Raw genomic sequence first — 23,947 nt, 5'->3', positions numbered from 1 at the left:
CGTCCGGGCGGCGGGCTGGAGCACGGTCGAGGCCTTCGGCTGTCGCCGCCTGCCCACGGCGATGTCAGTGGCTGCCCCTACAGTCACCACCATGGCGACTCTTCCCAACCCGCTGCCAAAGCTCGCGTCCGATCCGAGCGGGCGCTCCCTCGGGCTGCAGCTCCCTCCGGGGAGACTGATCGACGCGACCGACGAGGGGCCTTGGCACGAGCCGTTGCTGTGGCATGCGCAGCGGTCGGCGGCGCCAGGCAACTGGGCGGCGCTCGGAGGGAGTTCGGGGCGGGCGGGGTTGCTGCCGGTACTGGTCGACCTGGGCGGCTCCCAAGGCGGCCCGGAGGAGTGGGAGTTGATGCCCGGGGAGATGTCGTACCCGGGCGATCACGACGCGGAGGACGTGCTCGCGGAGTTCTGGGAGGAGTGCGCGGCCGACGGCGAGGAGTGGCCGGGCCTGGCCGACGGCCTCACCCTCGCCTCCGATCCGGACGTGCGCGCCGCGCAGGTCGCCGACTCGCTGGCCGGCGAGGGCAGTTCCCTCTTCGCGGCACCTCATCTCGCCCTGGTCCCGGCGCGCCGCAGCGCGGACGTGCCGGCGGCACTCGGCTGGACGGGACCGGCCAACCACGAGAACGACACGGCTCGCCTCTGCGCGGTGCTGCGCTCGTGGGAGGACCGCTTCGGCATACGGGTCGTCGGGCTCGGCTTCGACGTGCTCGTGCTCTCCGTTGCCGCGCCGCCCGCCACGCCCGCGGATGCGGCAGCCGTGGCGGCCGAGCACTTCGCGTTCTGCCCGGACAACGTGCTGCAGGGCGAGGGAGACCTGGCGTCCTACGCGAAGCAGCTCGTCGGCGAGCACACCTGGTCCTTCTGGTGGGACTGACAGACCCGGCCCACGGCCGCCTCGCCGGTCACGCCTGCCGTGCCGGTCAGGTCTGCCCTGCCAGTTGCGCCAGCCTCGCCGGTCCCCCCTGACCCACCCTCGCCCGCAAAGTCCACCAGAACCTCCAGAACCTCCAGGGCCTCCCGTGGGGGCCGGCCCCCCTTGAGTCCGCGCTCCAGCCTGCGCAGCCCCTCCGCGATCTCCTGCGGCGTCTGCGTCACGAAGCACAGGCGCAGCGTCGAGCGGTCGGCGTCGCCCGCGTAGAAGGGGGCGCCCGGCACATAGGCGACGTCCTGGGCGACGACCTGCGGAAGGAGGGCCGTGGTGTCGTACGCGTCGGGGAGGCGGGCCCACAGGAACATGCCGCCCTCGGGCGTGTTCCACACCGACCCGTCCGGCAGTGCCGCACCCAGCCCCGCCAGCATGGCGTCGCGCCGTTCGCGGTACACGGAGGCCACCCGGCCCACATGGGCGTCGAGGTCCTCGACGGCCAGGTAGCGGGCGGCGGCGAGCTGGTTGACGGTCGGCGTGTGCAGGTCGGCGGCCTGCTTGGCGACGACGCAGGCCCGCAGCAGTGCGGCGGGGGCACGCAGCCAGCCCAGCCGTATGCCGGGGGCCATGACCTTGGAGAAGGAGCCGAGCAGGACCGTGCGGTCGCGGGCGTCGGGGTGGGCGGCGATCCAGGGCACGCGTGCGCCGTCGTAGCGGAGTTCGCCGTAGGGGTCGTCCTCCACGATCCACAGGCCGTGCCGGGCGGCGACGGAGGCGAGGGCGGCGCGGCGTCCGGCGGGGAGGGTGCGGCCGGTCGGGTTCTGGAAGGTGGGGACGGTGTAGAGCAGCTTGGGCCGTTCGCGGACGACGAGATCCGCGAGCGCCTCGGGGTCGGGACCGTCCGCGTCGCCGGGCACGGCGAGGATCCGCGCTCCCGCGAGGCCGAAGACCTGGAGGGCGGCCAGATAGCAGGGAGCCTCGACGAGGACGGTGTCGCCGGGGTCGAGCAGCGCGCTCGCCAGCAGGGACAGCGCCTGCTGGGAGCCGGTCGTGACGAGGAGGTCGTCGGCGGCGGTGGGCAGCCCGCGGGCCGTCGTCCGGGCGGCGAGCCGTTCCCGCAGGGCCGGTTCGCCCTCGGTCGTGGAGTACTGCAGGGCCTGCGCCGGGGCCTCTTCCAGCACGTACCGGAAGGCGGCCGCCACGCCTTCGCGGTCGAAGAGTTCGGGCGCGGGCAGTCCGCCCGCGAAGTTGATCACCTCAGGGCGGGCGGTGACGGCGAGGATGTCCCGCACGGGCGAGCCGCCGATCGACCGGCTGCGGGCGGCGAGCGGGGGAACCGAGCGGGGCGCGGACACGGATGCGACAGTCATGTCCGCACCCTAGGGATATACGTGCCGTCTACACCCGGGTTTCTGGAATGTGGACGGCCCCGGAAGCCGGGCGCCTGCGCCGCCGATGTGTCCGCCCCCGGCGGCTGCGGGCGGCTCCGCAGGCCGCCGGGCGTCCCACACCCCGTCCCGCATGCGCGGCGTTCACGCAGGTAGGACGCCGTGGGACCGTTCCGGCGTCCCGAATCGGGCCACGGATGTGGAAGGCGCGAGCCGTACGGCACAGGCTTGCCCCATGTCCCATCGCCCCGATCCCCCCACCCGGCGTCGCGTCCGTCTGCTCGCCGTCGCGCTCACCGCCGCCGCGGCGCTCACGCTCACCGCGTGCCAGGACGGCGAGGGCCTGCGCGACGAGGGCCCGTCCGACTCCAGCACCCTGAACGGCTCCGGCCCGGTGACCGGCTCCGGCACCCTGACCGGCCCCGGCCCGGTGACCGGCTCCGGCTCCGGTGACCGGAGCTAGCGCAGTTTCCGGGCCGCCTCGGTGGCCCAGTAGGTGAGGATGTTCTGGGCGCCGGCCCGCTTGATCCCGGTCAGCGTCTCGAGGATCGCCCGGTCCCGGTCGATCCAGCCCTTCTCGGCGGCGGCCTCGATCATCGAGTACTCGCCGGAGATCTGGTAGGCGGCGACCGGCACGTCCACGGCGTCGGCGACCCGGGCGAGGACGTCGAGGTAGGGGCCGGCCGGCTTGACCATGACCATGTCCGCGCCCTCCTCCAGGTCGAGGGCGAGTTCGCGCATCGACTCGCGGAGGTTGGCCGGGTCCTGCTGGTACGTCTTGCGGTCGCCCTTCAGCGCGGAGCCGACGGCCTCCCGGAAGGGCCCGTAGAAGGCGGACGCGTACTTGGCGGTGTACGCGAGGATCGAGACGTCCTCCCGCCCGATCTGGTCGAGCGCGTCGCGGACGACCCCGATCTGCCCGTCCATCATCCCGCTGGGCCCCACCACGTGAGCGCCGGCGTCGGCCTGCACCTGCGCCATCTCCGCGTACCGCTCGAGGGTGGCGTCGTTGTCGACGCGCCCCTCCGCGTCCAGCACACCGCAGTGCCCGTGGTCGGTCGTCTCGTCCAGGCACAGGTCGGACATGACGAGCAGGTCGTCCCCCACCTCGGCGCGGACGTCGCGCAGGGCGACCTGCAGAATCCCCTCCGGGTCGGTCCCCGGCGTCCCGAGGGCGTCCTTCTTGGACTCCTCCGGCACCCCGAACAGCATGATCCCGGAGACCCCCGCCTCGACGGCCTCCAGCGCGGCCTTCTTCAGACTGTCCCGCGTGTGCTGCACGACCCCCGGCATCGCCGTGATCGGCACCGGCTCGCTCACGCCCTCCCGCACGAACGCGGGAAGGATGAAGTCGGCCGGATGCAACCGCGTCTCCGCGACCATGCGCCGCATGACGGGAGTGGTGCGCAGCCGCCGGGGCCGCGTCCCGGGAAAGGATCCGTACGTCGTCATACGCCCTACGCTACGCCCGGCCCGGCAGCCCCTTTGCCGACGCCTCGTCGGCCCCTCACCGGTCCTCTCCGCCCTGCACGAGACGCAGGTCGGCCTCCGGCGCGAACTCACCCACCTCGAACGCGGCGTCACGCCAGTTGACGCACAGGTCCAGCAGCCGGTCGGTGTCCTGGGACCAGGGCGGCGTCTGGCAGGTCACCCTGGGATACAGCACGGCCGTTGCGAGTCTGACCGCCATCAGAGCGCCACCGGCGTGCGGCTCCACGCCGACCTCGGCACCCTCCCTCTTCAGGGTCTCGAGGTCCCCGGCCGCTTCGAGAAGGACTCGGTACACGCGCGCGTAGGCGGAGTGGGTCATGTCGTCGGGCATGGGCTGCTTCCTCGGGAGTGGTGTCAGCCGGGAGTGGTTCCGGGGCTGCGTAAGGGCTCAGACAGTGCGAACCGGCGACTTCGGTGACGCTGCCGCTCTGCGCGCACGGCACTCGCGACAGCACTTGACGGGCGCCGACTCCCGGAAGACGCGCGTGCAGCCGCCCTCGCAGTTCGTCCAGGGATCCGCCCAGGGGGGCGGCCGGTCCGACGCGGTGGCGGTCGGCGGGGTGCCGGAAGGATCCGCGTACGGCAGAAGCACCGGCAGAGGCGGCGGGAGACCTTCGCGGAGCCGGTGGGCGAGGAACCGGGCGGGAGACTTCAGAGGGACGGGAATGTTGGCAGTCATGGCGTGGATCACAGCGGACCGGGAGGCGCCGTTGTCGAACCAGGCGACGACGGCGGGGGCGAGACTCTCCACGTCTTTTCCGGAGAGCGTGAACCGGTAGTCGATGCGGCGCAGGCCCGCGAGCAGGGCGAAGGCCTTGTCACGGTGCTCGCTGCCGGGCGGTCCCTGGTCAAGGGATTCGACGGGTTCGGACGGTTCGGACGGTTCGGACGGTTCGGAGGTTTCGAACCGCTCGGACGGCGGCGTCGGAGCCTCTTCGGGGACGGTGTCGCATGCCGCCTCGACCACTACGGCTTCCGCGACCACGACCGGCGCGACCGGGGCCACGGGTGCGACCGGAGTGACGCAGGCGACGACGGCGGCAGGAGCGACCGGCGCGTCCCGTACCTCCGTCGCCTCCGTCGCGTCCGCCTGCCTCCGGGTGAGCGCCGGGGCGTTGTAGGCGTACGTACGGGTGACGAAACGGCCCCCGTCCATGCGCTCACGCACCCGCTCCAGATAGCCGTGCGCCTCCAGCTCCCGCAGCCCGAAGGCGATGCGATCCCGCCCTTCGGGGAAGCGGTCGGCGAGGCTGCGGATGTCGACGGGGGCGCCCTGCGGCAGCGACAGGATGTGGACGGCCAGTCCGATCGCGGTCAGCGACAGCGCCTGGTGCTGGGCGAGGTGGTTGCCGATAATCGTGTAGTGGCTCGACTGGAACGCACGTACGTGGGTGACACCGGAGTGGGTGGCACTCCGCCGAACGCACTGTGTCGGGCGCGGTGCAGCGATAGGCTTCGTAGCAGCCATGGGGAAGAATGCTCTCTTCCTGCGATGGTCAGGCCCTCGCACTGGGATTGCAGTCCCGGCGGGGGCCGATGCATGTGTGGGGTCGTTCGTGCCGAGCGTGCACGGCGGGACGACTCCCACGCCAGTCACAACGGCCCGTTTCACCCACCCGAGTGACAAACACGGGGTTTGGTTTGGTTGGAAGGGTTTTTTCCCCGGTTGCTTTGATCCTTTACCGCCCACAGCACCGGCCTTCGCCCCACCGGGTCCCGTGTTTCCGGGCTCCGGTGCGGAGTTCACCGGCATGGGTCGAAATCCAGTTCCGCCCACACGTTCTTGCACGGCAGCGGCCCGCACCGCACACCCCACCGGTCGGCCAACTCCTCGACGAGCCGGAGCCCGTAGCCGGACTCCGCGGGGGCGTCGCCGCCCGCTCGGGCCGGGGCGGGCAGGTGATCCCCCCGGGTGTCCGCGACCTCTACGCGCAAGCTTCCGGGCCGGACGACGGAGAGCGTGAGGCGAAAGCTCCGCCCGGGCACGCGTCCGTGCAGAGCCGCGTTCGCGGCGAGTTCGGCGACGATGAGCCGGGCCGGATCCAACGGCACTCCCCAGGAGCCGAGTTGCTCGGCCGCGAGGAGGCGGGCGAGACGGGCGCCGCGCCGGGTGGCGGAGAGCGGCACGGAGAAGTGGTGGAGCGGGGCACGCACAGTTTGCTGATTCACGTCACTCAGCGTGTCCATATGTACGTAACCTGTGAAGGAATGCAGCCCGTGCGGACGGTGTCTGTCCGTGTGGCGTGCGGTTTCGTCCGGGCCGTACGGGGTGACCGGACGCAGGCATCCGGGGTTGGACCGAGAAGGGCGCGGCGGGAGGACGGCGGACGTGAGCGAGTGGGACGCGGAACCGGAGGTCGACGAGGAAGCCGGCGCGGTGATGAGGACCGTCCAACGGCAGCTGAAGCTGTGGCGGGAGTCGGCCGGCCTCACCCAGGCCGAGTTCGGGGCGGCCATCGGGTACGGCGAGGAGCAGGTCTCCTCCGTGGAGCGCGGGCGGCGGATTCCGCGCCCCGAGTACCTGGACCGCGCGGACGAGGCTCTGTCGGCGGGCGGCAGGATCGCAGCGCTGAAGGAGGACCTGGCGGAAGCCCGCTACCCGAAGAAGGTGCGGGACGTGAAGCGCCTTGAGGGGGAAGCCGTCGAAATCTGCTCCTACAACAACTCGGTCATCGACGGGCTGTTGCAGACGGAGGCCTACGCACGGGCCGTGTTCGGCTCCCGGCGGCCTCAGTTCACCGAGGACGATTTGGAGCAGCGGGTAGCCGCTCGACTGGCCCGTCAGGAGATCCTCCGCGCCCCAGCAACGCGTCCCCTACTCAGCTTCGTGCTGTGCGAAGCCACGCTGCGCCGTCTGATTGGGGGCAAGATGGTGATGCGCGAACAGCTCGAACGGTTGCTGGAAGTGGCCCGGCTGAGGAACGTCGATCTCCAGGTACTGCCTTTGAGCCGGGAGGAGAACTCGGGCCTCGGCGGTCCCTTTCGACTGCTCAAGCTCAAGGACGGGGTGGTCGTGGGCCTGAACGAAGTTCAGCTCACCAGCCGCGTGATCACCGATCCGAAGGAGACCACCGTCCTCGATATGCGCTATGGGATCATCCGGGCGCAGGCTCTCACGCCAGGAGAGTCGCTGGCCTTCATCGAAAAAGTGCTGGGAGAGTCATGACCTTCAAGCCCTCGGGCGGATCCGGTACCGAGCTGAAGTGGATAAAGAGCAGCTACAGCTCGGAAGACGGCCCATCTTGTGTCGAGGTGGCCACCGCCCCCGCCCGCGTCCTCGTCCGCGACTCCAAGACCCCCCGCGGCCCCCGCCTCACCCTCACCCCCACCACCTGGGCGGCCTTTCTGCCGTACGCCTCCGGGAACTGACACCAGCAACGGTTGGGGTCAGGCGAGACTCTCCGCCATCTCCTCCGCCTGCTTCAGGACGCGTTCGATCGCCGCGGGCTGCTTGTCCGGCGGGTAGCCGTGCTTGCGCAGCAGGCGGAGGACCCGGGCCATGATCTTGTCCCTGGCCTGCTCCTTCACCTTCCAGTCGACCGTGACGTCCTTCCGTATCTGCTCGTACAGCTCGTGGGCGATCTTCGCGAGGAGGGTGTCCTCCATCTCCTCCACCGCTGACGGGTCGGCGGCGAGGGCGTCGTAGAAGGCGAGTTCGTCCTCGGTCAGCCCGAGCTTCTTCGCCCGGCCGCGGTCGGCGGACACCTCGCGCGCCAGGTTGACCAGGAACTCCATGAACTCGGCGGCGGTGAGCAGGCCGTTGGTGTAGCGGTTCATGGCGGCCTTCATCTTCTTGGTGAAGGTCTCCTGTCGGGTGAGGTTGTTCGGGTGGGCGTCCTTGATCTCCTTCATGAGCGCCTGTCGGAGCGCGGCGATGGCCAGGTTGGGGTGACGGCTCGCCTTCAGGTCGTTCAGCACCCGGTCGTCGAGGTGAGACAGGTCGGGCTTGGTCAGGCCGGCCGCGTCGTAGATGTCCACCACGCCCTCGGTGGCGACGACGGACTCGTTGAGCTGGGCGATGAGGAGGCGGACGTCGGCGGCGGTGGCGAGTCCCTGTTCCTCCTTCTCGTCCATGGCGTACTTCTCGCGGGAGGTGCGCACGGCCTCGAAGAACCGGATGTCGGGAAGCAGGTCCTGCACCCGCTCGTCGGTGGGGCAGAGGGAGAAGGCCTGGCGGAGGAGGTTCGCGTGATACATGAACCGCTGGCGACGGGTGGCCTTCGCGGGCTCCGGCTTCCGCTCGGGGGCGATCAGGAACTCCAACGCCTCCGTCAGCGCCTCCCGGTAGGCGCTCGGACCGCCCGCGTCACGGATCTCGCGCCAGGGACAGCCGTGCAGCAGCTCGTCGATGCGTTGGTGGTTCTCGCGGACGAGCTGAACGGCCTGACGGAGATCCGCACCGAACACGGGGTTCTCCTGGTCCCGCTCGGAGTACTCGGCCAGGGCCTCCTTGATCTCCCGGATCACCCCCTGGAAGTCGACGACCAGTCCCGACGGCTTGCCCGGCCAGGTGCGGTTGACGCGGGCGATGGCCTGCATCAGAGCCGCTCCGCGCATCCGCTTGTCCAGGTAGAGGGTGTGCAGCGGCGGTGCGTCGAACCCGGTCAGCCAGAGGGACTGGACGATGACGAGTTCCAGCACGTCGTCCGCGTCGGTGACCCGCTTCTGGATGTTCTTCAACTGGGTGGGCGTACGCACGTAGTCGGCGACCTCCGGATCGTCCTTCGCGACGTTGCCGGTGAACACGACCCGGATACGGCCGGTGTCGTCGGTGAGAAGCCCGGTCTCCGGATCCTTCTCCCCCGCCCACTCGGGCCGACGCCGGATGACCGCCTCGAAGAGACGCGCCGCGATGACCCGTGAAGCACAGACCACCATGCCCTTGCCGGGATGACCGGTGAGCTTGATCATCTCCGAGCGGCGCGCGTCCCAGTGCTCGAGGAGTTTTCCGGCCAGCTCCTCGATCCGCGGCCGGGCGCCGATCAGGCTCTCGTAGTCCCCGAACTGACGGCGGGCCTTGCGCTTCTCCTCCTCCGACAGCCCCTCTATCAACCCCTCGGCACGGGCGTCGAGTTCGTCGAGATCGGCATCGGCGGGGAGGTCGACGCGGACGAGGTGCGGCTCGTAGAAGACGGGGACGGTCGCCCCGTCGTCGACGGCCTGTGTGAGGTCGTAGGTGTGGATGTTCTCGCCGAAGACGCCACGGGTGCTGCCGACGCCGTTCTCGATGGGGGTTCCGGTGAACGCGATGAAGGTGGCGTTCGGCAGCGCGTCGCGGAGGTTGCGGGCGTAGCCGTCGATGAAGTCGTAGTGGCTGCGGTGCGCCTCGTCGACGACGACGATCACGTCACGGCGCGGGGAGACCAGCGGATGCCGAACGCCGGCCTCCTTCTCCTCCTGCTGGAGCCGGAACTTCTGGAGGGTGGTGAAGACGACGCCCCCGCCGCCCTCCTGCCGCTGGAGCAGTCGCCGCAGCTCGCCCGCGTCATCGGCCTTCTCCGGAGCTCCCGTGATCTTCTCCAGGGTGCGACTGGCGGCGAAGGTGCGGTAAAGCTGGGTGTCGAGGTCGATGCGGTCGGTGAGCAGGACGAAGGTCGGGTTGGACAGCTCGGGCGTCCGGGCCGCCTTGCCGACGTAGAACAGCATTTCCTCGCTCTTGCCCGCCCCCTGGGTGTGCCAGACGACACCGGCGCGGCCGTCGGTGGCCACGGCGGACTCGGTGGCGCGCACGGCCGCGTTGACTGCGATGTACTGGTGCGCCTTGGCGAGCTTGACCGTGTCGACGGAACCGGACTCGGGGGCCGAGTAGGACAGGAAGTTGGCGACGAGATCGAGGAAACGGACAGGCTCGAATGCCCCGTACAGCATCCGCTCCAGCGCCCGCCCGTCCTGCCGCTCCTCCCTGCGCAGCATGACGTCGTGCTCGTCGGCGTGCCAGGGAGCCATGTGCTGCCAGGGCGTGAAGGGGGTGCCGACGCGGGCGGTGATCCCGTCGGAGACGAGGGTGAGCAGGAGCGTGGCGAAGGTGCTGGTCTCCTTCAGCTCGCGCCGGTAGCCCTGGACCTGGTCGTAGGCCGTGCGGGCGCTGTCGTTGCTGTCGGCCTTCTTCAGCTCGAAGACGGCCAGGGGCAGCCCGTTGACGTACAGCACGATGTCGAAGACGAAGGTCCGGTTCTTCGTGCTGCGCACCCGCACCTGGGAGGCGGCGACGAGATCGTTGCCGTGCGGGTCGGCGAAGTCGACGGGACGGATGCGGGCATGCCGCTGCTCGCCGGTGGCGGGGTCGTCGTAGGGCACGCTGATCCCGTCGGCCAGCCGCTCGTAGAACCGGTGGTTCTCCCGGAGATCGTTCCGCGTCTGCCAGCGCAGCAACTCGTTGGCAGCGTCCTCGGCGACGTGCTCGGGCAGGCGCGGGTACCGGCTGCGGATCGCCTTGAGCAGGCGGGGCCGCAGGACCAGATCGTCCCAGTCGGTACGCACCCCGTGCACGGGCCCCAGCTCCGCCCCCGGAATGTGCTGCCACCCGTACTCGGCGAGCAGTTCGAGCGCGTGCAGTTCCAGCTCCGCCTCGGTGAGCCGGCCTGTCGACGGCTCACCGGGCACACGATCGGCGGCTGCGGTCACACGACCTCCTCGACGGCACGGACGGCGTCTCTCACCTGGAGCTTTCCGGAGAGGAGCTGAGGGAGGAGGGTGTCGCGGAGATCGGCGAGGGTGCGGTTCTCGGCGGCGGTTTGCATCACGCTCGCGTGCAGTGCTTCGAGCCGCGCCGACAACCGCTCTCGCTCACCTTCAGCAGGCAGAGGGATGCGCCAGCCGGGCATCTCCTTGAGCGGCAATCGGTCCACCGTCGCGCCGTAGACGGTCCTGCGCTTGATCTCTTCCTGGAATGCGGGACTGAGGTAAGCGTGGAGCAACAACGCTCCGCTGATCGAGGCGGACTTGCTGCGCAACAAAGCCATACGCCTCCCTAGGCTGCTACGAACGCCAGGGGGCATCAGCGCGGCGTCACCGAGCCTTGTCTCATAGGAGAAGAGAACGTCCCCGGCCTCCGGCTGCACGCGCCGAGTCCAGCGTGGGAAGTCCTCTTCAGAGAGGTGCGCCGACTCGGCCAGGTCAAGATAGCCGTTTTTGAGGCTGCTGATACTGAGGAACCAGGGACCAGCCTCGGTCTTGTGTGGGGTGGCGTGCGGCCCGTCGAAGAGTTCAGCAAGCTCACCAATCAGCATGGACTCACCACTCGCACCGGCCGCTTCATAGCAGGCATTGGCAAGAAGCAGACTGGTCTCGCGGATCCGCTCGTTGAGCGCGATCTTGTCGTCCAGGGCACCGAGGACTTCCACGATGGCCCGCTGTTCAGATAGGGACGGAACGGACAAAATGATGGATCGGAGCTGTGTAAGGTTGAACCCCGGAACCGAGCTGCCGATCGAAGCCCCCTGCACCCGCGAGATCATTTCGGGTGATGACATCGCGTAATACATGAAGAGCGGTCGGACAATGCTTTCGTCCACGGTGAGCTTCATCTGCTTATTGGATACGACATACCGCCCGTGCACGGCCTTGTCATCGATAATGCCGACTTGGCCGATTGTGCCCCAGCACGTAAAAACCAAGTCCCCCTCGGTGGCAACGCTTCGCTGGAACTCATTGGCCTTTTCAACGCTGATGAAGACCAGTCCGTCATCACTCAGTCTGGTGCCCACGTCGACACTCAGATTGCCACCGCGGATCACTGGCACCCCGGCTTCCCTGAAGTGCCGGGACGCAATGGCGGATCCAAAAGGTCCGGTAGCGAGTGAATGCTTACCGGGCGCGGCAAGCTCAGCGACCGTATAGGTCTTCCACTCCCCCATCACACCCTCCCCAACTGCTCATCCACGACCTTCGCCAACCGCTCCGACTCCGCGAACTGCTCACGCAGCAGAGCCGTCAGCCGGGCGATCTTCTCCTCCACCGGCTCCGCGTCCGGGTCGATCTCCGCCTCCGCCGCCCCCACGTACCGCCCCGGCGTCAGCACGAAGTCATGCTCGGCGACAACACCCAGCGGAGCGCTCACGCAGAACCCCGGCACGTCCTCGTAAGGCCGGCCGCCCTCCACCCCCCGCCACGCCCGCACCGTGTCGCCGATGCGCCCGACGATCTCGTCCTCCGTCAGCACGCGCAGCGTCCGGTTCTCCATCTCGCCGAACTCGCGCGCGTCGATGAACAGCACTTCGCCCTTGCGTCCCGGGGCCCACCCCGAGTGCCGTCCCTTGCCCTCCGCCAGGAACCACAGGCACGCCGGGATCTGGGTGGACCGGAACAACTGCCCCGGCAGAGCGATCATGCAGGCGACCAGGTCGTCCTCGACCATCGCGCGCCGGATGTCGCCCTCGCCCGACTGCTTGCTGCTCATGGAGCCGTTGGCCAGAACGACCCCCGCCCGGCCACCCGGCGCCAGCTTGCTGATCATGTGCTGGAGCCAGGCGTAGTTGGCGTTGCCGACGGGCGGGGTGCCGTACACCCACCGCTTGTCCATGCCGAGCAGCTCGCCGCCCCAGTCGGAGATGTTGAAGGGCGGGTTGGCCATGACCACGTCCGCCTTCAGCTCCGGATGCTGGTCGTTGCGGAAGGTGTCGGCCGGCTCGTCGCCCAGCTTGGCCTCCACGCCGTGGATCGCGAGGTTCATGTGGGCCAGCTGCCAGGTGGTCTGGTTGAGTTCTTGCCCGTACACGCCGACGTTCAGCGGGTTGCCGCCGTGCGTCTCGATGAACTTCTCGGCCTGGACGAACATGCCGCCCGAACCGCACGCCGGGTCGTAGACGCGCTCGCCCTGCTGGGGCTCCAGCACCTCGACCAGGAGCTTCACCACGCTCTCCGGGGTGAAGTACTCACCGCCCTTGCGGCCCTCCTTGAGGGCGAACTCCGCGAGGAAGTACTCGTAGACCTCGCCCATGATGTCGCGCGCGCCCCGGCGCTTGCCGTCCTCGCCGAGCTGTTCCTGGAAGACCAGCCGGTCCAGCAGCTTCACCAGGCCGGCGAGGCGCTCGCTGTCGACGCGCCCGTTGTCGTAGATCTTCGGCAGGGTCCGGTTCAGCGACGGGTTGAACTTCTCGATGGCGCGCATCGCGGCGTCGACGGCCTCGCCGATGCTCTGACCCTCGACCGTGCCCTTCGCCCGCTCCAGGACGCTCTCCCAGCGCGCGGTGGGCGGCACGTAGAAGATCCCGGAGCCGGTGTACTCGCGGCGCTCCTCCAGGGTGGCGAGGATGTCGGCCTCGCTCCAGCCGCCCTCCTCCCGCAGCTCGGCCTCCAACTGCGCCCGTTTCTCGGCCATGGCGGCGGAGACGTACTTGAGGAACACCAGGCCCAGCACGAAGTGCTTGTACTCGGCGGCGTCCAGGCTGCCGCGCAGCTTGTCCGCGGACGCCCACAGCACCTTCTTCATGGCCGGGGGCTCGGTCGTCTTCTTGTTGCGTGGCGGCATCACTGCCTCGTTTCCTTCTCGTTCGCGGTGTTTCTCGTCGTACGTCGTGGCGGCGGCCAGACGGGGCCGTGTCACCCATCGCCCCCGCCGATACTCAGGTGCCGCCGGTTCTGCGCCGCAGCGCGAGATCGCCGTCGGCGACCCCGGCCGCCAGCCGCAGGGCCAGGTCGTCCAGCGCGTTCAGCTGTCGCCGCACCTGCGCCCGCTGCCGGTCCGTCTCGGTCAGGATGGCCTCCAGCTCGGCGACCTCCTCGTGCGGCAGCTCCGGCAGATCCATGTCCCGCACACTCACCCGGCGCACCAGGGAGCCGCTGCTGCGCTGCTGGTTGCGCGGGGCGGCGAGCAGTTGAGCCAACGGCTGGGGGCGCATCCACAGCTCCTCGGGGCGCGCCTCGCCCGCCACGAACCGACGGTACGCGGCGATCCTCAGCCCTTGGACAGGCGCCAGCAGGACACAGCCGCCCGCGTCGTCGACGTGCGTACGGATGCCGTGCTCGGTGAGCAGGAAGACGTCGCCGCGTTCGGTGACCACCGCTTGTGGATACTGCGCCAGGTCCTCCAACGCGATCCGCCGCCTGCCGAACGGCAGCGCGCCGAGCATCTCCTCCCGGCCGACGACCGGGAGTCCCGCCTCCCCGATGTCCGCCTCGCGGATCCGGTGGCCGGCCAGCAGCCTGAGCTGGCCACCCTTCAGGTGCTCGGCCACCTTGCGGTGCGCCAGCCTGTTCTCCGGCTGACGCCTGGCGACTCCGAGATCGCCTATCCACTCCTTGAGCCGGGGCAGGGCCACTGCGGCCTCGCGGCGGGCGTCCAGGGTCGCCGAGAAGTGGTCCAGGCCCTGTTCCTTCGCGGCGAGCCGGTGCGCGGGCAGGACCGAACGGCCGTCCAGGAGGGATGCCGCTCGCGGTCCGGTGCCCGACACAGGAAAGTACCCGGCCTCCTCGTCCACCGGTGAGCGCCCGGCGACCAGTACCTCGGCAACGTACGCGGCCCACTCCCCGCCGACCCGGCGGGCGATGCGGTCGGCGTCGACCAGCAGCACCTCGCCCGGTTCCTCCCGCGTCCCCGCACCGCGCAGGACGAGCAGCGCGTGCTCCGCCCCTGTACGGAACGGGTGGATGCGGCGCGGCAGTTGGACGACGGCGGCCACCGCGCCATCGCTCAGCAGCTGCTCCCGCATCCGCATACTCGGCGTCGACGCCGTGACACGCGGCCGGCTCAGGGTCCACGACGGAACGACGACATAGCCCCGGCCGCCCGGCTGCAACCGCCGCACGGCCTCCCGCGCCCAGCCGAGCGGCCCGTCCTCGTCGGACTCCCGCTCACCGGACGCGTACGGCGGATCGGCGAGGACCAGATCCGCGGACGGCATGCCCCAGGGCCGGTCTGGATCGAGGTCCAACTCCCGCTGTTCCCACGGCCGCAGGGTGTCCAGGTCCTCTGGGCGGGCGCATACGTCCACGGCCGTGCAGTAGTGAGCGAACAGCCGGTACAGCAGCAGCTTGCCGCGCAAGGGGTCGGACTCCACCGCCGCGATGTCACCGCGTCCGCCGATGTCGTCCCGGGCGAACAACAGCTCGCCGGTTCCCGCACACAGGTTGATCACCGACGGCTGGCCGGGGCCTGCGGACAGCGCCCCGGACGGGCCGACCAGGCGGCTGATCAGCCGGGCGACCGCCGGGGGGGTCGTGTCCGTCGTCAGGTCCGACTCCAGCCGCTCGGCCAGCCCGAGCACGGCGTCGGCGGCGGCACCCGGCGAGCCGAGTTCCTCGACGAGCTCCCGCACGGCACGGACCACCCGGGGATCAGCGTGCTCCGCGTCCTCCAGCAGTTGTGCGGGGAGGGCCTCTCGGTACCAGTCGCCGCCCTCGCCCGCCATGGCACACACCGCGAGCGCGTCGACGATGAGCCGGTTCGCGGAGCCCAGTTCGTGGCGTAGCGCGACCAGCCCGCGCAGGCGCAGTCCACGCCGGAACCGGTCGCCGTAGGTCGGGACGGTACCGTCCTCGTCCGGCTCCTCGTCGGGTACCGGACGCAGGTCGAGCCAGGACGCCACTTCCCCGGCGTCGAAGAGGGGCCTGCTGTCGCTGCCCGCCACGGGATCGGGGAACGGCACGCGCCGGTCACCGGCCGCCTCCAGGACGTCCCGGGCGAACCGGCGTCGCCAGTTGCTGACCGTGGGCCGGCCGACCTCGGCGAGTTCCTTGATCTCCCCGAGGGAAACCAACGTCGACCCCTCGGTCCCGCCCGGAACCCGCACCGTCATCTCCGCTCCTTCGATCCTTGTTCTCTCACCCCGGCCGCGGCGGGTGGCCTCCCCGGCGGCCACGGCCGCCGGGGCACCGCCCTTACAGCCGCGGAGGCTCTGTGCCGGCGAGCACCGCCCTCCTGCGGGCGAGCACCTGCGGTACCTGCCCGTACTTCTCGTGCCGGTCGGCCATCTCCGGGGAGACGTGCCGCAGCAGCGTCAACGCGGTCTCCAGGTCCCGCTCCAGGTGCCGCTGGAAGACGCACTCGTGGTGCGCGACCCGGTTCCGCAGCGTGAGCATGAACCTGAACTTGTTGTAGAGGGCGTCCCGACCACCGCGATGCTCCGGGAACACATGCCGGAGAGAAGAGTTCCAGTACTTCATCTCGTAGTTGTCACGGCCGCCACGCCCGAGCAGACCGACCCAGAACCCGAACGGCAACTGCGCCACGATGTCGCAGGGGCCGAACGGACGAGACGGCCGCCTGTCCTCCAGGGTCCTGCTCGCCCGGTCCAGCATGTCCAGGCCGCTGTGGTTGGGCCGGGCCTTCGGCACGTCCCACCACGTCTCCTGGCCGTGCTTGCCGACGAGCTGGCGGTGGAGCCGGTTACGCAGGCTCACCTCGAGGTCCCGCAGGGGACTCTGCAGAGCCCGGGCCACCTCCGAGTCCCAGGCATACAGCCGCAGAGCGCGGACGCGGTCGCCTCCGCACTTGTGCAGGAACGGCTGGAACCGCTCCGCAGAGATGGCCGCGATTAACCGGTCGTCCTCGCTCACCCCACCATTGGTCAGCGTCATCACGCGTCCTTTCGCCCGTGACCCGCCCGTGGTAGGGTCTCTTGAGTAAGCCTTGGATAACTGTCACTGCATTGCATACAGCCCTTGGCAGTGCTTGGTTGTGACCCCCGAGTCCGCCCGCCCGATTCAGGCGGACTCGGGGGCACAACTGCTTCTGGAGCCGGCAGGCCAGGTTCAGATCACCGGGATCGCATCGACTGCGGCGCCCACTAACCACAGTAGTAGCTTGACCAAACCCAGTCAACGCTCTTTAGATACCAACTCCTGAGAAGCCCTCTTCTCAGGAGTTGGTATCTACTCAATAAAGACCTGAAAACTTGCCCACCTTGCGGCCCGTCCATGAAGAACGCCCCGCCGTCTCCGAGGGAGAAGGCGGGGCGCACGGTGTGGCGGGTTGCCCCCAGAGGCACGGGGGGAGCCGCAGAGGTGGCTGCTACGTAGCCCGCCGCCTGCGCGCGCCCGGGCGGCGCTCGCTCGGGCGGCTGACCGGGTCCCCGGCCTCCTGGGCCGCCGCGCGCCGGCGCAGACCGAAGTCGGCCAGCGCCTCGGCGAGCTTGTGCACGGAGGGCTCGGGAGCCATCACGTCCACCCGCAGCCCGTGTTCCTCGGCCGTCTTGGCGGTCGCCGGACCGATGCACGCGATGACGGTGACGTTGTGCGGCTTGCCCGCGATGCCCACCAGGTTGCGCACGGTGGACGACGACGTGAAGAGCACGGCGTCGAACCCGCCGCCCTTGATCGCCTCGCGCGTCTCCGCCGGCGGCGGCGAGGCCCGCACGGTCCGGTAGGCGGTCACGTCGTCGACCTCCCAGCCCAGCTCGATGAGCCCGGCCACCAGGGTCTCGGTGGCGATGTCGGCGCGCGGCAGGAAGACCCGGTCGATCGGGTCGAAGACGGGGTCGTAGGGCGGCCAGTCGTCCAGCAGCCCGGCCGCGCTCTGCTCGCCGCTGGGCACCAGGTCCGGCTTCACGCCGAAGGCGATCAGCGCGTTCGCGGTCTGCTCGCCCACCGCGGCCACCTTGATGCCCGCGAAGGCACGCGCGTCGAGCCCGTACTCCTCGAACTTCTCCCGCACCGCCTTGACCGCGTTCACCGAGGTGAAGGCGATCCACTCGTACCGGCCCGTCACCAGGCCCTTGACCGCGCGCTCCATCTGCTGCGGTGTCCGCGGCGGTTCGACGGCGATCGTCGGCACCTCGTGCGGGACGGCTCCGTACGACCGCAGCTGGTCGGAGAGCGACACCGCCTGCTCCTTCGTGCGCGGCACGAGGACCTTCCAGCCGAACAGCGGCTTGGACTCGAACCACGACAGCTGGTGGCGCTGGGCGGGGGCGGAACGCTCGCCGACCACCACTATCACCGGCCGGCCGCCCTCCGGGGAGGGCAGCACCTTCGCCTGCTTCAGCGTCTGGGCGATCGTGCCGAGCGTCGCCGTCCACGTCCGCTGCCGGGTCGTCGTGCCGGCCACGGTGACCGTCATCGGCGTGTCGGGCTTGCGGCCCGCCGACACCAGCTCGCCCGCGGCCGAGGCCACCGAGTCGAGGGTCGTCGACACGACGACCGTGCCGTCGGAGGCGCCGACCTCGGTCCAGCAGCGGTCCGAGGCGGTGCGCGCGTCCACGAAGCGGACGTCCGCGCCCTGCGCGTCGCGCAGCGGCACACCGGCGTACGCGGGCACGCCGACGGCGGCCGAGATGCCGGGGACCACCTCGAAGGGAACGCCGGCGGCGGCGCACGCGAGCATTTCCTCCGCCGCGTACGTATCCAGTCCCGGGTCCCCGGACACCGCACGGACGACCCGCCTGCCGCCCCTCGCGGCCTCCATGACAAGATGTGCGGCATCGCGCACAGCGGGTACCTCAGCGGTTGTTGACGTGCCGTCAACGATCGTCGGGCGGGGTGCGCCCGTGAGCGCGAGCGGGTCCGGCGAAGGGCCCGCGTCCGCGTTCACGACGGCGACGCCAGGCCTGGCGTGCGTCCGCACGACGTCGAGCACCTCGTGCTCGGCGACGAGGACGTCCGCGTGCGCCAGCGCCTCCACGGCGCGCAGAGTCAGTAGTCCCGGATCCCCGGGTCCGGCACCCAGGAAGGTGACGTGCCCGTGTTCGAGGCCGGCGGCTGGAAGGGCGGTGGGGCTCACTGTGCTCGCTCCCCCATCAGACCGGCCGCGCCCTGGGCGAGCATCTCGGCGGCGAGTTCGCGACCGAGCGCCATTGCCCCGTCGTGCGTCTCGGGCACGGGACCGGTGGTGGACAGCTGCACCGTGCGCGTGCCGTCGGTGGTGCCGACGACGCCGCGCAGGCGCATTTCCTTGACAATCTGCCCGTCGGCCAGAAGGTCGGCCAGCGCGCCCACAGGGGCGCTGCAGCCGGCCTCCAGGGCGGCGAGCAGGGACCTTTCGGCAGTGACGGCGACCCGGGTGAGCGGGTCGTCGAGTTCGCCGAGCGCGGCGATCAGCGCGGCGTCGTCCGCGGCGCATTCGATCGCCAGTGCTCCCTGGCCGGGAGCGGGCAGAACCGTGTCTATCGACAGGAAGTCGGTGACCTCGTCGATGCGGCCGATGCGGCTCAGGCCGGCCGCGGCCAGCACCACCGCGTCCAGCTCGCCGTCGTGCACGTACCGGATCCGGGTGTCGACGTTCCCGCGTATCGGCACGGTCTCCATGTCCAGCCCGTGGCTGCGCGCGTACGCGTTCAGCTGGGCCGTCCGGCGCGGCGAGCCGGTGCCGATGCGCGCCCCGCGCGGCAGGTCGGTGAACTTCAGCGCGTCCCTGGCGACGATCACGTCGCGGGGGTCCTCGCGCACCGGCACCGCGGCCAGGACCAGGCCCTCCGGCTGCGTGGTGGGGAGGTCCTTCAGCGAGTGAACCGCGAAGTCGACCTCACCCCTCGCCAGCGCGTCGCGCAGCGCCGTCACGAAGACGCCCGTGCCGCCGATCTGCGCCAGCTGCTCCCGGGAGACGTCGCCGTAAGTGGTGATCTCGACGAGTTCCACGGGCCGTCCGGTCACCCGGCTCACGGCGTCCGCGACCTGCCCGGACTGGGCCATGGCGAGTTTGCTGCGCCTGGTCCCCAGTCTCAGTGCTTTCGTACTCATGCCGCTCATGCCGGCCCTCGGTTCTGTGCGTTCTTCTCGGTGCTGTCCTCGGCCCGGGACACGGCGGCCACCGTCTCCTGGTCGAGGTCGAACAGGGTCCGCAGCGCGTCCGCGTACCCGGCGCCGCCGGGCTCGGCCGCGAGCTGCTTGACCCGCACGGTCGGCGCGTGCAGCAGCTTGTCGACGACACGCTTCACGGTCTGCGTGATCTCCGCACGGTGCTTGTCGTCCAGGCCGGGCAGCCGCCCGTCGAGCCGGGCGATCTCGCCGGCCACGACGTCGGCGGCCATGGCGCGCAGCGCGACCACGGTCGGGGTGATGTGCGCGGCCCGCTGCGCGGCGCCGAAGGCGGCGACCTCGTCGGCGACGATCCGCCGCACCTGGTCGACGTCGGCGGCCATCGGGGCGTCGGCAGAGGCCTCGGAGAGCGACTCGATGTCGACCAGCCGCACCCCGGCGAGGCGGTGCGCGGCCGCGTCGACGTCCCGCGGCATCGCGAGGTCGAGCAGGAAGAGCACCGGCTGCGGCCGGACGAGCGTGGCGACCGGCTCGGGGGTGCGGCGCTCCGGGATGCGGCCGACGGCGGCGGCGGTCGCGGCGAGCGCGGCGATCAGCTCAGCGTCGGTCTCGGGGCTGCGGCGGGCGGCGAGCCGCCGGTCCACGGTCGCGTTGTCGACCCAGGCGGCGTGCTGCTCCAGCGTGGCCGCGTCCATGCCGGCGACGGCGGCGTCCCCCATCACGGAGAAGCCGGACTGCTGCACGGCGGACTGCTGCACGGCAGATTGCTGGACGGCGTTCAGGTCGAGGGGGCAGTTCTCGTCGGCGTCGGCCGAGGCGGGCGGCAGCGGCCGTACGTCCGGGGCCGCGCTCTCCGCGGCGAAGGCGGCGGGCGTCCCGGTGCGGCCCTCGACGGCCGCGGCGACCGCTTCCGCCGTCAGGACCAGGCCCGTCGCTCCGGTACAGGAGACGGCCACGTCGGCACGTGTCAGCTCGGCCGGCACCGATTCCATCGGTACCGCGCGGGCCGACACGTCCGTGCCGCCGCCCTCGGTCACTATCTGGGCGAGCCGCTCGGCCCGGTCGAGGGTGCGGTTGGCGATCACGACCTCGGTGATCCCGGCCCGCGCGAGCGTGGCGGCGGCCAGCGACGACATGGAACCCGCGCCGATGACGAGGGCCCGCTTGCCCCGCGCCCACTCGGTCACGTCCTCGCCCGTGGCCAGCTGCTGCAGGCCGAAGGTGACCAGGGACTGCCCGGCGCGGTCGATGCCGGTCTCGGAGTGGGCGCGCTTGCCGACTCTGAGGGCCTGCTGGAACAGGTCGTTCAGCAGCCGTCCGGCGGTGTGCAGCTCCTGCGCCCGGGCCAGCGAGTCCTTGATCTGGCCGAGGATCTGCCCCTCGCCGACGACCATGGAGTCGAGCCCGCAGGCCACCGAGAAGAAGTGGTGGACGGCACGGTCCTCGTAGTGCACGTAGAGATAGGGAGTGAGCTCGTCGAGGCCGACGCCGCTGTGCTGGGCGAGCAGCGTGGACAGCTCGGCGACGCCCGCGTGGAACTTGTCCACGTCGGCGTACAGCTCGATCCGGTTGCAGGTGGCGAGGACGGCGGCCTCGGTGGCCGGTTCGGCGGCGACCGTGTCCTGGAGCAGCTTGAACTGGGCGTCCGTGGACAGCGAGGCCCGCTCCAGCACGCTCACGGGGGCGCTGCGGTGGCTCAGTCCGACGACGAGGAGGCTCATGCCGGCATCACGGCGGGCACGTCCCCGTCGGGTCCCTGGTCGGTGGCGGCGTCGCGGGCGACGGGTGCGGGGGCGCTGGCGGCGTCGCTCGCCGCGGCCTCCTCGACGGCCTTGCGCTGCTCGTGGAAGGCGAGGATCTGCAGTTCGATGGAGAGGTCGACCTTGCGCACGTCGACGCCGTCGGGCACGGACAGCACGGTCGGCGCGAAGTTCAGGATGGAGGTGATGCCGGCGGCCACGAGCCGGTCGCAGACCTGCTGGGCGACGCCCGGGGGGGTGGTGATGACACCGATGGAGACGCCGTTGTCGGAGATGATCTTCTCGAGGCCGTCGCTGTGCTGCACGGCGATCCCGGCGACCTGCTTCCCGGCCATCGCGGGGTCGGCGTCGATGAGCGCGGCGACCCGGAAGCCGCGGGAGGCGAACCCGCCGTAGTTGGCGAGCGCCGCGCCGAGGTTTCCGATGCCGACGATGACGACCGGCCAGTCCTGGGTGAGGCCCAGCTCGCGCGAGATCTGGTAGACGAGATACTCGACGTCGTAGCCGACACCGCGCGTTCCGTAGGAGCCCAGGTAGGAGAAGTCCTTGCGCAGTTTCGCGGAGTTGACGCCCGCGGCGGCGGCGAGCTCCTCGGAGGAGACCGTGGGCACCGAGCGCTCCGACAGTGCGGTCAGCGCGCGGAGGTACAGCGGCAGGCGGGCGACGGTGGCCTCGGGAATCCCTCGGCTACGGGTCGCCGGTCGGTGAGTTCGGCCAGTTGCCACGGTGCTCCTGCGGGTAGAGCGGGGCTGCAGGCGGTCACATGTTCCCAGACCGCCCCGTCGACAGCAGGCTATGTCTTTGTGAACGCGTGCACAAAGATGGTGTCCGATTTGCCCGGCCAACGTGACCGGGGTCACGCGCGTCATTGCAGGGGGCAAAACCGTCACTCTCCTCGTGAATCCCGCCCCCGAGACCAAAGCGCCATCGATCCTAAGCGACGTCCGGTACGTCCTTGTACTGCTCGGTCAGTTCTCATCCGGTCAACTCCTTGCGGAGCCGGCCCTCGTCCACCCGCCAGAAGGTGTGCTGCCTGCCGTCCACCAGGACGACCGGAATCTGCTCCCAGTACTGGTCGTGCAGGTCACGGTCGTCGGCGATGTCCTTCTGCTCCCAGGGCACGCCGAGTTCCGCGCACACCCGGGCGACCACCTGTTCCGCGTCGTCGCACAGATGGCAGCCCGCCTTGCGGATGAGAGTGACCGACCGCTCGTGCGCGTCGGCCCTGCGTCGGAAGAGGGGAGTCATGGCGCCATTGTCGCGCTTCTGGCGACAGGACGACCTCGAGTGTTCACACGCTGCCGACATGATGGATCCGGAACCACCGAACGGACTGGCTATGCTCACGCCATGGCCGCTCTAGGATGGCTCACTCCCCGTAGGCGTTCCGCCACGGCGCGGAGCGTGTTGGCAGGCGAGGCCTCGGCCGAGGCCGCCCGCAAGTCCACCCAGGAAGCCCTGGACACCCAGGACGCCCTGGACACCCCGGACCGGGACGCACAGTTCCCGGTGCACGGCGACGCGATGGCCGCCGCCTTCTTCGACCTCGACAACACCGTGATGCAGGGCGCCGCGCTCTTCCACTTCGGCCGCGGCCTGTACAAACGGAAGTTCTTCGAGACCCACGACCTGGTCCGCTTCGCCTGGCAGCAGGCGTGGTTCCGGCTGGCCGGCGTCGAGGATCCCGAGCACATGCAGGAGGCCCGCGACTCGGCCCTGTCGATCGTCCAGGGCCACCGCGTCTCCGAGCTGATGTCGATCGGCGAGGAGATCTACGACGAGTACATGGCCGAGCGCATCTGGCCGGGCACCCGCGCCCTCGCCCAGGCCCACCTGGACGCCGGCCAGAAGGTGTGGTTGGTCACAGCCGCGCCGGTGGAGATCGCCCAGGTGATCGCCCGCCGGCTCGGCCTCACCGGCGCGCTGGGCACGGTCGCGGAGTCGGTCGACGGCGTCTACACCGGCAAGCTGGTGGGCGAGCCCCTGCACGGACCCGCCAAGGCGGAGGCGGTGCGCGCGCTGGCCGCGGCGGAGAACCTGGACCTCTCGCGTTGCGCCGCGTACAGCGACTCCCACAACGACATCCCGATGCTCTCCCTGGTCGGCCACCCCTACGCCATCAACCCGGACGCCAAGCTGCGCAGGCACGCCCACAGCCTCGACTGGCGGCTGCGCGACTACCGCACCGGCCGCAAGGCGGCGAAGGTCGGCATCCCGGCGGCGGCGGGCGTCGGCGCGGTGGCCGGCGGCACGGCGGCGGCGATCGCGCTGCACCGACGCCGCCGATGAGCTGACGGCGCACGAGGACGAGGCGCACGGGAAAGCGGCGCACGGGAACAAGGCGCACGAGGACGAGGACGAGGACCGGGCGGAGCGGACGGGCGGGGACGACACCGCCCGGCCGCTCCGTTTTTCGTCCCACCGCCCCGGACCGCCAACCAGCCCGCGTCCACCCCACCGCCCACCCCCGGAACCCCGCCCACATCCGTCACACCGGCGACAACACCCCACACCCACGAGCAAACCCGGCCAATCCGACGGTCGTACCCGCGTAACCCCGTATCCAGTCCCGTTGTCCGCGCACAGCCACAACACGCCCTGGACCGACCGGAAACTCGAACCGTTCCGATCAACAACCGCTCAACCTGCACCACTTGATCGAGCGTCAATAGGTCACAGAAGCGACGTAATCGATGATTTGAGCAACTCGGTGTAGCAGGCCCTGTACGAAGCGTTATTCTCCTCAGACGCAATCCGGTACCCCTCCTGTCGCCACGACGGGTGAAAGGTTCCGCACTGCACGTGATGGA

19 protein-coding genes and 1 pseudogene are annotated in these 23,947 nt (G+C 70.4%); 5 read left to right on the top strand and 15 right to left on the bottom strand.

Annotated elements, in window-relative coordinates; genetic code table 11:
• The first annotated feature begins 91 nt into the window (after positions 1-91).
• Positions 92-877 (top strand): DUF4253 domain-containing protein, encoded by a 786-nt coding sequence (locus QA802_RS24300; RefSeq protein ID WP_334526469.1) that lies wholly within the window; start codon positions 92-94, stop codon positions 875-877.
• A 158-nt stretch (positions 878-1,035) separates the two neighbouring features.
• Here the strand turns inward: QA802_RS24300 and QA802_RS24295 are convergent.
• Positions 1,036-2,238 (bottom strand): annotated as a pseudogene (locus QA802_RS24295) (aminotransferase-like domain-containing protein); the annotation flags it as partial.
• A gap of 253 nt (positions 2,239-2,491) precedes the next feature.
• Here QA802_RS24295 and QA802_RS24290 point away from each other — a divergent pair.
• Positions 2,492-2,719, top strand: a complete 228-nt coding sequence (locus tag QA802_RS24290) for a hypothetical protein (protein WP_334526466.1) — start codon at positions 2,492-2,494, stop codon at positions 2,717-2,719.
• On the opposite strand, the gene hemB is transcribed toward QA802_RS24290, so the two are convergent.
• From hemB to QA802_RS24270, 4 genes are all read right to left on the bottom strand, one after another.
• A complete protein-coding gene (hemB, locus tag QA802_RS24285) occupies positions 2,716-3,708 on the bottom strand; it encodes a porphobilinogen synthase (protein ID WP_334526463.1) in 993 nt (330 codons plus the stop codon). The genes QA802_RS24290 and hemB overlap by 4 nt on opposite strands.
• A 55-nt stretch (positions 3,709-3,763) precedes the next feature.
• Positions 3,764-4,078 (bottom strand): hypothetical protein, encoded by a 315-nt coding sequence (locus QA802_RS24280; protein WP_334526460.1) that lies wholly within the window; start codon positions 4,076-4,078, stop codon positions 3,764-3,766.
• 57 nt (positions 4,079-4,135) lie between these two features.
• Positions 4,136-5,215 (bottom strand): helix-turn-helix domain-containing protein, encoded by a 1,080-nt coding sequence (locus QA802_RS24275; protein ID WP_334526457.1) that lies wholly within the window; start codon positions 5,213-5,215, stop codon positions 4,136-4,138.
• 275 nt (positions 5,216-5,490) lie between these two features.
• Positions 5,491-5,934 carry an ATP-binding protein gene (locus tag QA802_RS24270; protein ID WP_334526454.1) on the bottom strand — a complete coding sequence of 148 codons (444 nt, stop codon included), beginning with the start codon at positions 5,932-5,934 and terminating at the stop codon, positions 5,491-5,493.
• A gap of 142 nt (positions 5,935-6,076) precedes the next feature.
• Here QA802_RS24270 and QA802_RS24265 point away from each other — a divergent pair, with 142 nt between their 5' ends.
• Together QA802_RS24265 and QA802_RS24260 are read left to right on the top strand one after the other, a co-directional pair.
• Entirely contained in the window at positions 6,077-6,913 is an 837-nt protein-coding gene (locus QA802_RS24265; RefSeq protein WP_334526451.1) for a helix-turn-helix domain-containing protein, read from the top strand.
• Positions 6,910-7,116, top strand: coding sequence for a DUF397 domain-containing protein (locus tag QA802_RS24260; RefSeq protein ID WP_334526448.1), 207 nt, complete (start codon positions 6,910-6,912; stop codon positions 7,114-7,116). Before QA802_RS24265 ends, QA802_RS24260 begins: the two co-directional genes overlap by 4 nt.
• Before the next feature lie 18 nt (positions 7,117-7,134).
• Here the strand turns inward: QA802_RS24260 and QA802_RS24255 are convergent, their stop codons facing one another.
• From QA802_RS24255 to QA802_RS24210, 10 genes are all read right to left on the bottom strand, one after another.
• A complete protein-coding gene (locus tag QA802_RS24255; protein WP_334526445.1) occupies positions 7,135-10,371 on the bottom strand; it encodes a type I restriction endonuclease subunit R in 3,237 nt (1,078 codons plus the stop codon).
• Positions 10,368-11,603, bottom strand: a complete 1,236-nt coding sequence (locus QA802_RS24250; RefSeq protein WP_334526442.1) for a restriction endonuclease subunit S — start codon at positions 11,601-11,603, stop codon at positions 10,368-10,370. The genes QA802_RS24255 and QA802_RS24250 overlap by 4 nt, the downstream gene beginning before the upstream one ends.
• On the bottom strand, positions 11,603-13,291 hold the full coding sequence (locus QA802_RS24245) for a class I SAM-dependent DNA methyltransferase (RefSeq protein ID WP_334526439.1): 1,689 nt from the start codon (positions 13,289-13,291) through the stop codon (positions 11,603-11,605). Before QA802_RS24245 ends, QA802_RS24250 begins: the two co-directional genes overlap by 1 nt.
• A 19-nt stretch (positions 13,292-13,310) precedes the next feature.
• Positions 13,311-15,482: an N-6 DNA methylase gene (locus QA802_RS24240; RefSeq protein ID WP_334526436.1), complete on the bottom strand. Its 2,172-nt coding sequence runs from the start codon at positions 15,480-15,482 to the stop codon at positions 13,311-13,313.
• Positions 15,483-15,564: 82 nt separating this feature from the next.
• Complete coding sequence (locus tag QA802_RS24235) at positions 15,565-16,263, bottom strand: hypothetical protein (protein ID WP_334526433.1); 699 nt, start codon at positions 16,261-16,263, stop codon at positions 15,565-15,567.
• Between the two features lie 433 nt (positions 16,264-16,696).
• The gene (locus tag QA802_RS24230; protein ID WP_334526430.1) at positions 16,697-18,403 is read right to left on the bottom strand and encodes a bifunctional uroporphyrinogen-III C-methyltransferase/uroporphyrinogen-III synthase; all 1,707 of its coding nucleotides are present in this window, start codon (positions 18,401-18,403) and stop codon (positions 16,697-16,699) included.
• On the bottom strand, positions 18,400-19,359 hold the full coding sequence (gene hemC, locus QA802_RS24225) for a hydroxymethylbilane synthase (RefSeq protein WP_334526428.1): 960 nt from the start codon (positions 19,357-19,359) through the stop codon (positions 18,400-18,402). The genes QA802_RS24230 and hemC overlap by 4 nt, the downstream gene beginning before the upstream one ends.
• A gap of 5 nt (positions 19,360-19,364) precedes the next feature.
• Positions 19,365-21,098 (bottom strand): glutamyl-tRNA reductase, encoded by a 1,734-nt coding sequence (locus QA802_RS24220; protein WP_334526426.1) that lies wholly within the window; start codon positions 21,096-21,098, stop codon positions 19,365-19,367.
• Positions 21,095-21,862, bottom strand: a complete 768-nt coding sequence (locus QA802_RS24215; RefSeq protein ID WP_334526424.1) for a redox-sensing transcriptional repressor Rex — start codon at positions 21,860-21,862, stop codon at positions 21,095-21,097. Before QA802_RS24215 ends, QA802_RS24220 begins: the two co-directional genes overlap by 4 nt.
• A 250-nt stretch (positions 21,863-22,112) precedes the next feature.
• Positions 22,113-22,385: a glutaredoxin family protein gene (locus tag QA802_RS24210; RefSeq protein ID WP_334526422.1), complete on the bottom strand. Its 273-nt coding sequence runs from the start codon at positions 22,383-22,385 to the stop codon at positions 22,113-22,115.
• A 102-nt stretch (positions 22,386-22,487) separates the two neighbouring features.
• Here QA802_RS24210 and QA802_RS24205 point away from each other — a divergent pair, with 102 nt between their 5' ends.
• Positions 22,488-23,426, top strand: coding sequence for an HAD family hydrolase (locus QA802_RS24205; RefSeq protein ID WP_334526419.1), 939 nt, complete (start codon positions 22,488-22,490; stop codon positions 23,424-23,426).
• The last annotated feature ends 521 nt before the right edge of the window (positions 23,427-23,947 follow it).

It is taken from the genome of Streptomyces sp. B21-105 (assembly GCF_036898465.1).
Lineage (GTDB): Bacteria > Actinomycetota > Actinomycetes > Streptomycetales > Streptomycetaceae > Streptomyces.
Note: the sequence above shows the minus strand (reverse complement) of the source record. Positions and strands in the feature narration are given on the sequence as shown.

Bases quoted from the DNA above. Each gene is read 5' to 3' on its own strand.
- QA802_RS24240 (WP_334526436.1), bottom strand. From the start codon at position 15,482: ATGACGGTGCGGGTTCCGGGCGGGACCGAGGGGTCGACGTTGGTTTCC.
- QA802_RS24235 (WP_334526433.1), bottom strand. From the start codon at position 16,263: ATGACGCTGACCAATGGTGGGGTGAGCGAGGACGACCGGTTAATCGCG.
- QA802_RS24260 (WP_334526448.1), top strand. From the start codon at position 6,910: ATGACCTTCAAGCCCTCGGGCGGATCCGGTACCGAGCTGAAGTGGATA.
- hemB (WP_334526463.1), bottom strand. From the start codon at position 3,708: ATGACGACGTACGGATCCTTTCCCGGGACGCGGCCCCGGCGGCTGCGC.
- QA802_RS24300 (WP_334526469.1), top strand. From the start codon at position 92: ATGGCGACTCTTCCCAACCCGCTGCCAAAGCTCGCGTCCGATCCGAGC.
- QA802_RS24290 (WP_334526466.1), top strand. From the start codon at position 2,492: ATGTCCCATCGCCCCGATCCCCCCACCCGGCGTCGCGTCCGTCTGCTC.
- QA802_RS24270 (WP_334526454.1), bottom strand. From the start codon at position 5,934: ATGGACACGCTGAGTGACGTGAATCAGCAAACTGTGCGTGCCCCGCTC.
- QA802_RS24275 (WP_334526457.1), bottom strand. From the start codon at position 5,215: ATGGCTGCTACGAAGCCTATCGCTGCACCGCGCCCGACACAGTGCGTT.
- QA802_RS24220 (WP_334526426.1), bottom strand. From the start codon at position 21,098: ATGAGCCTCCTCGTCGTCGGACTGAGCCACCGCAGCGCCCCCGTGAGC.
- QA802_RS24280 (WP_334526460.1), bottom strand. From the start codon at position 4,078: ATGCCCGACGACATGACCCACTCCGCCTACGCGCGCGTGTACCGAGTC.
- QA802_RS24250 (WP_334526442.1), bottom strand. From the start codon at position 11,603: ATGGGGGAGTGGAAGACCTATACGGTCGCTGAGCTTGCCGCGCCCGGT.
- hemC (WP_334526428.1), bottom strand. From the start codon at position 19,359: ATGAGTACGAAAGCACTGAGACTGGGGACCAGGCGCAGCAAACTCGCC.
- QA802_RS24205 (WP_334526419.1), top strand. From the start codon at position 22,488: ATGGCCGCTCTAGGATGGCTCACTCCCCGTAGGCGTTCCGCCACGGCG.
- QA802_RS24210 (WP_334526422.1), bottom strand. From the start codon at position 22,385: ATGACTCCCCTCTTCCGACGCAGGGCCGACGCGCACGAGCGGTCGGTC.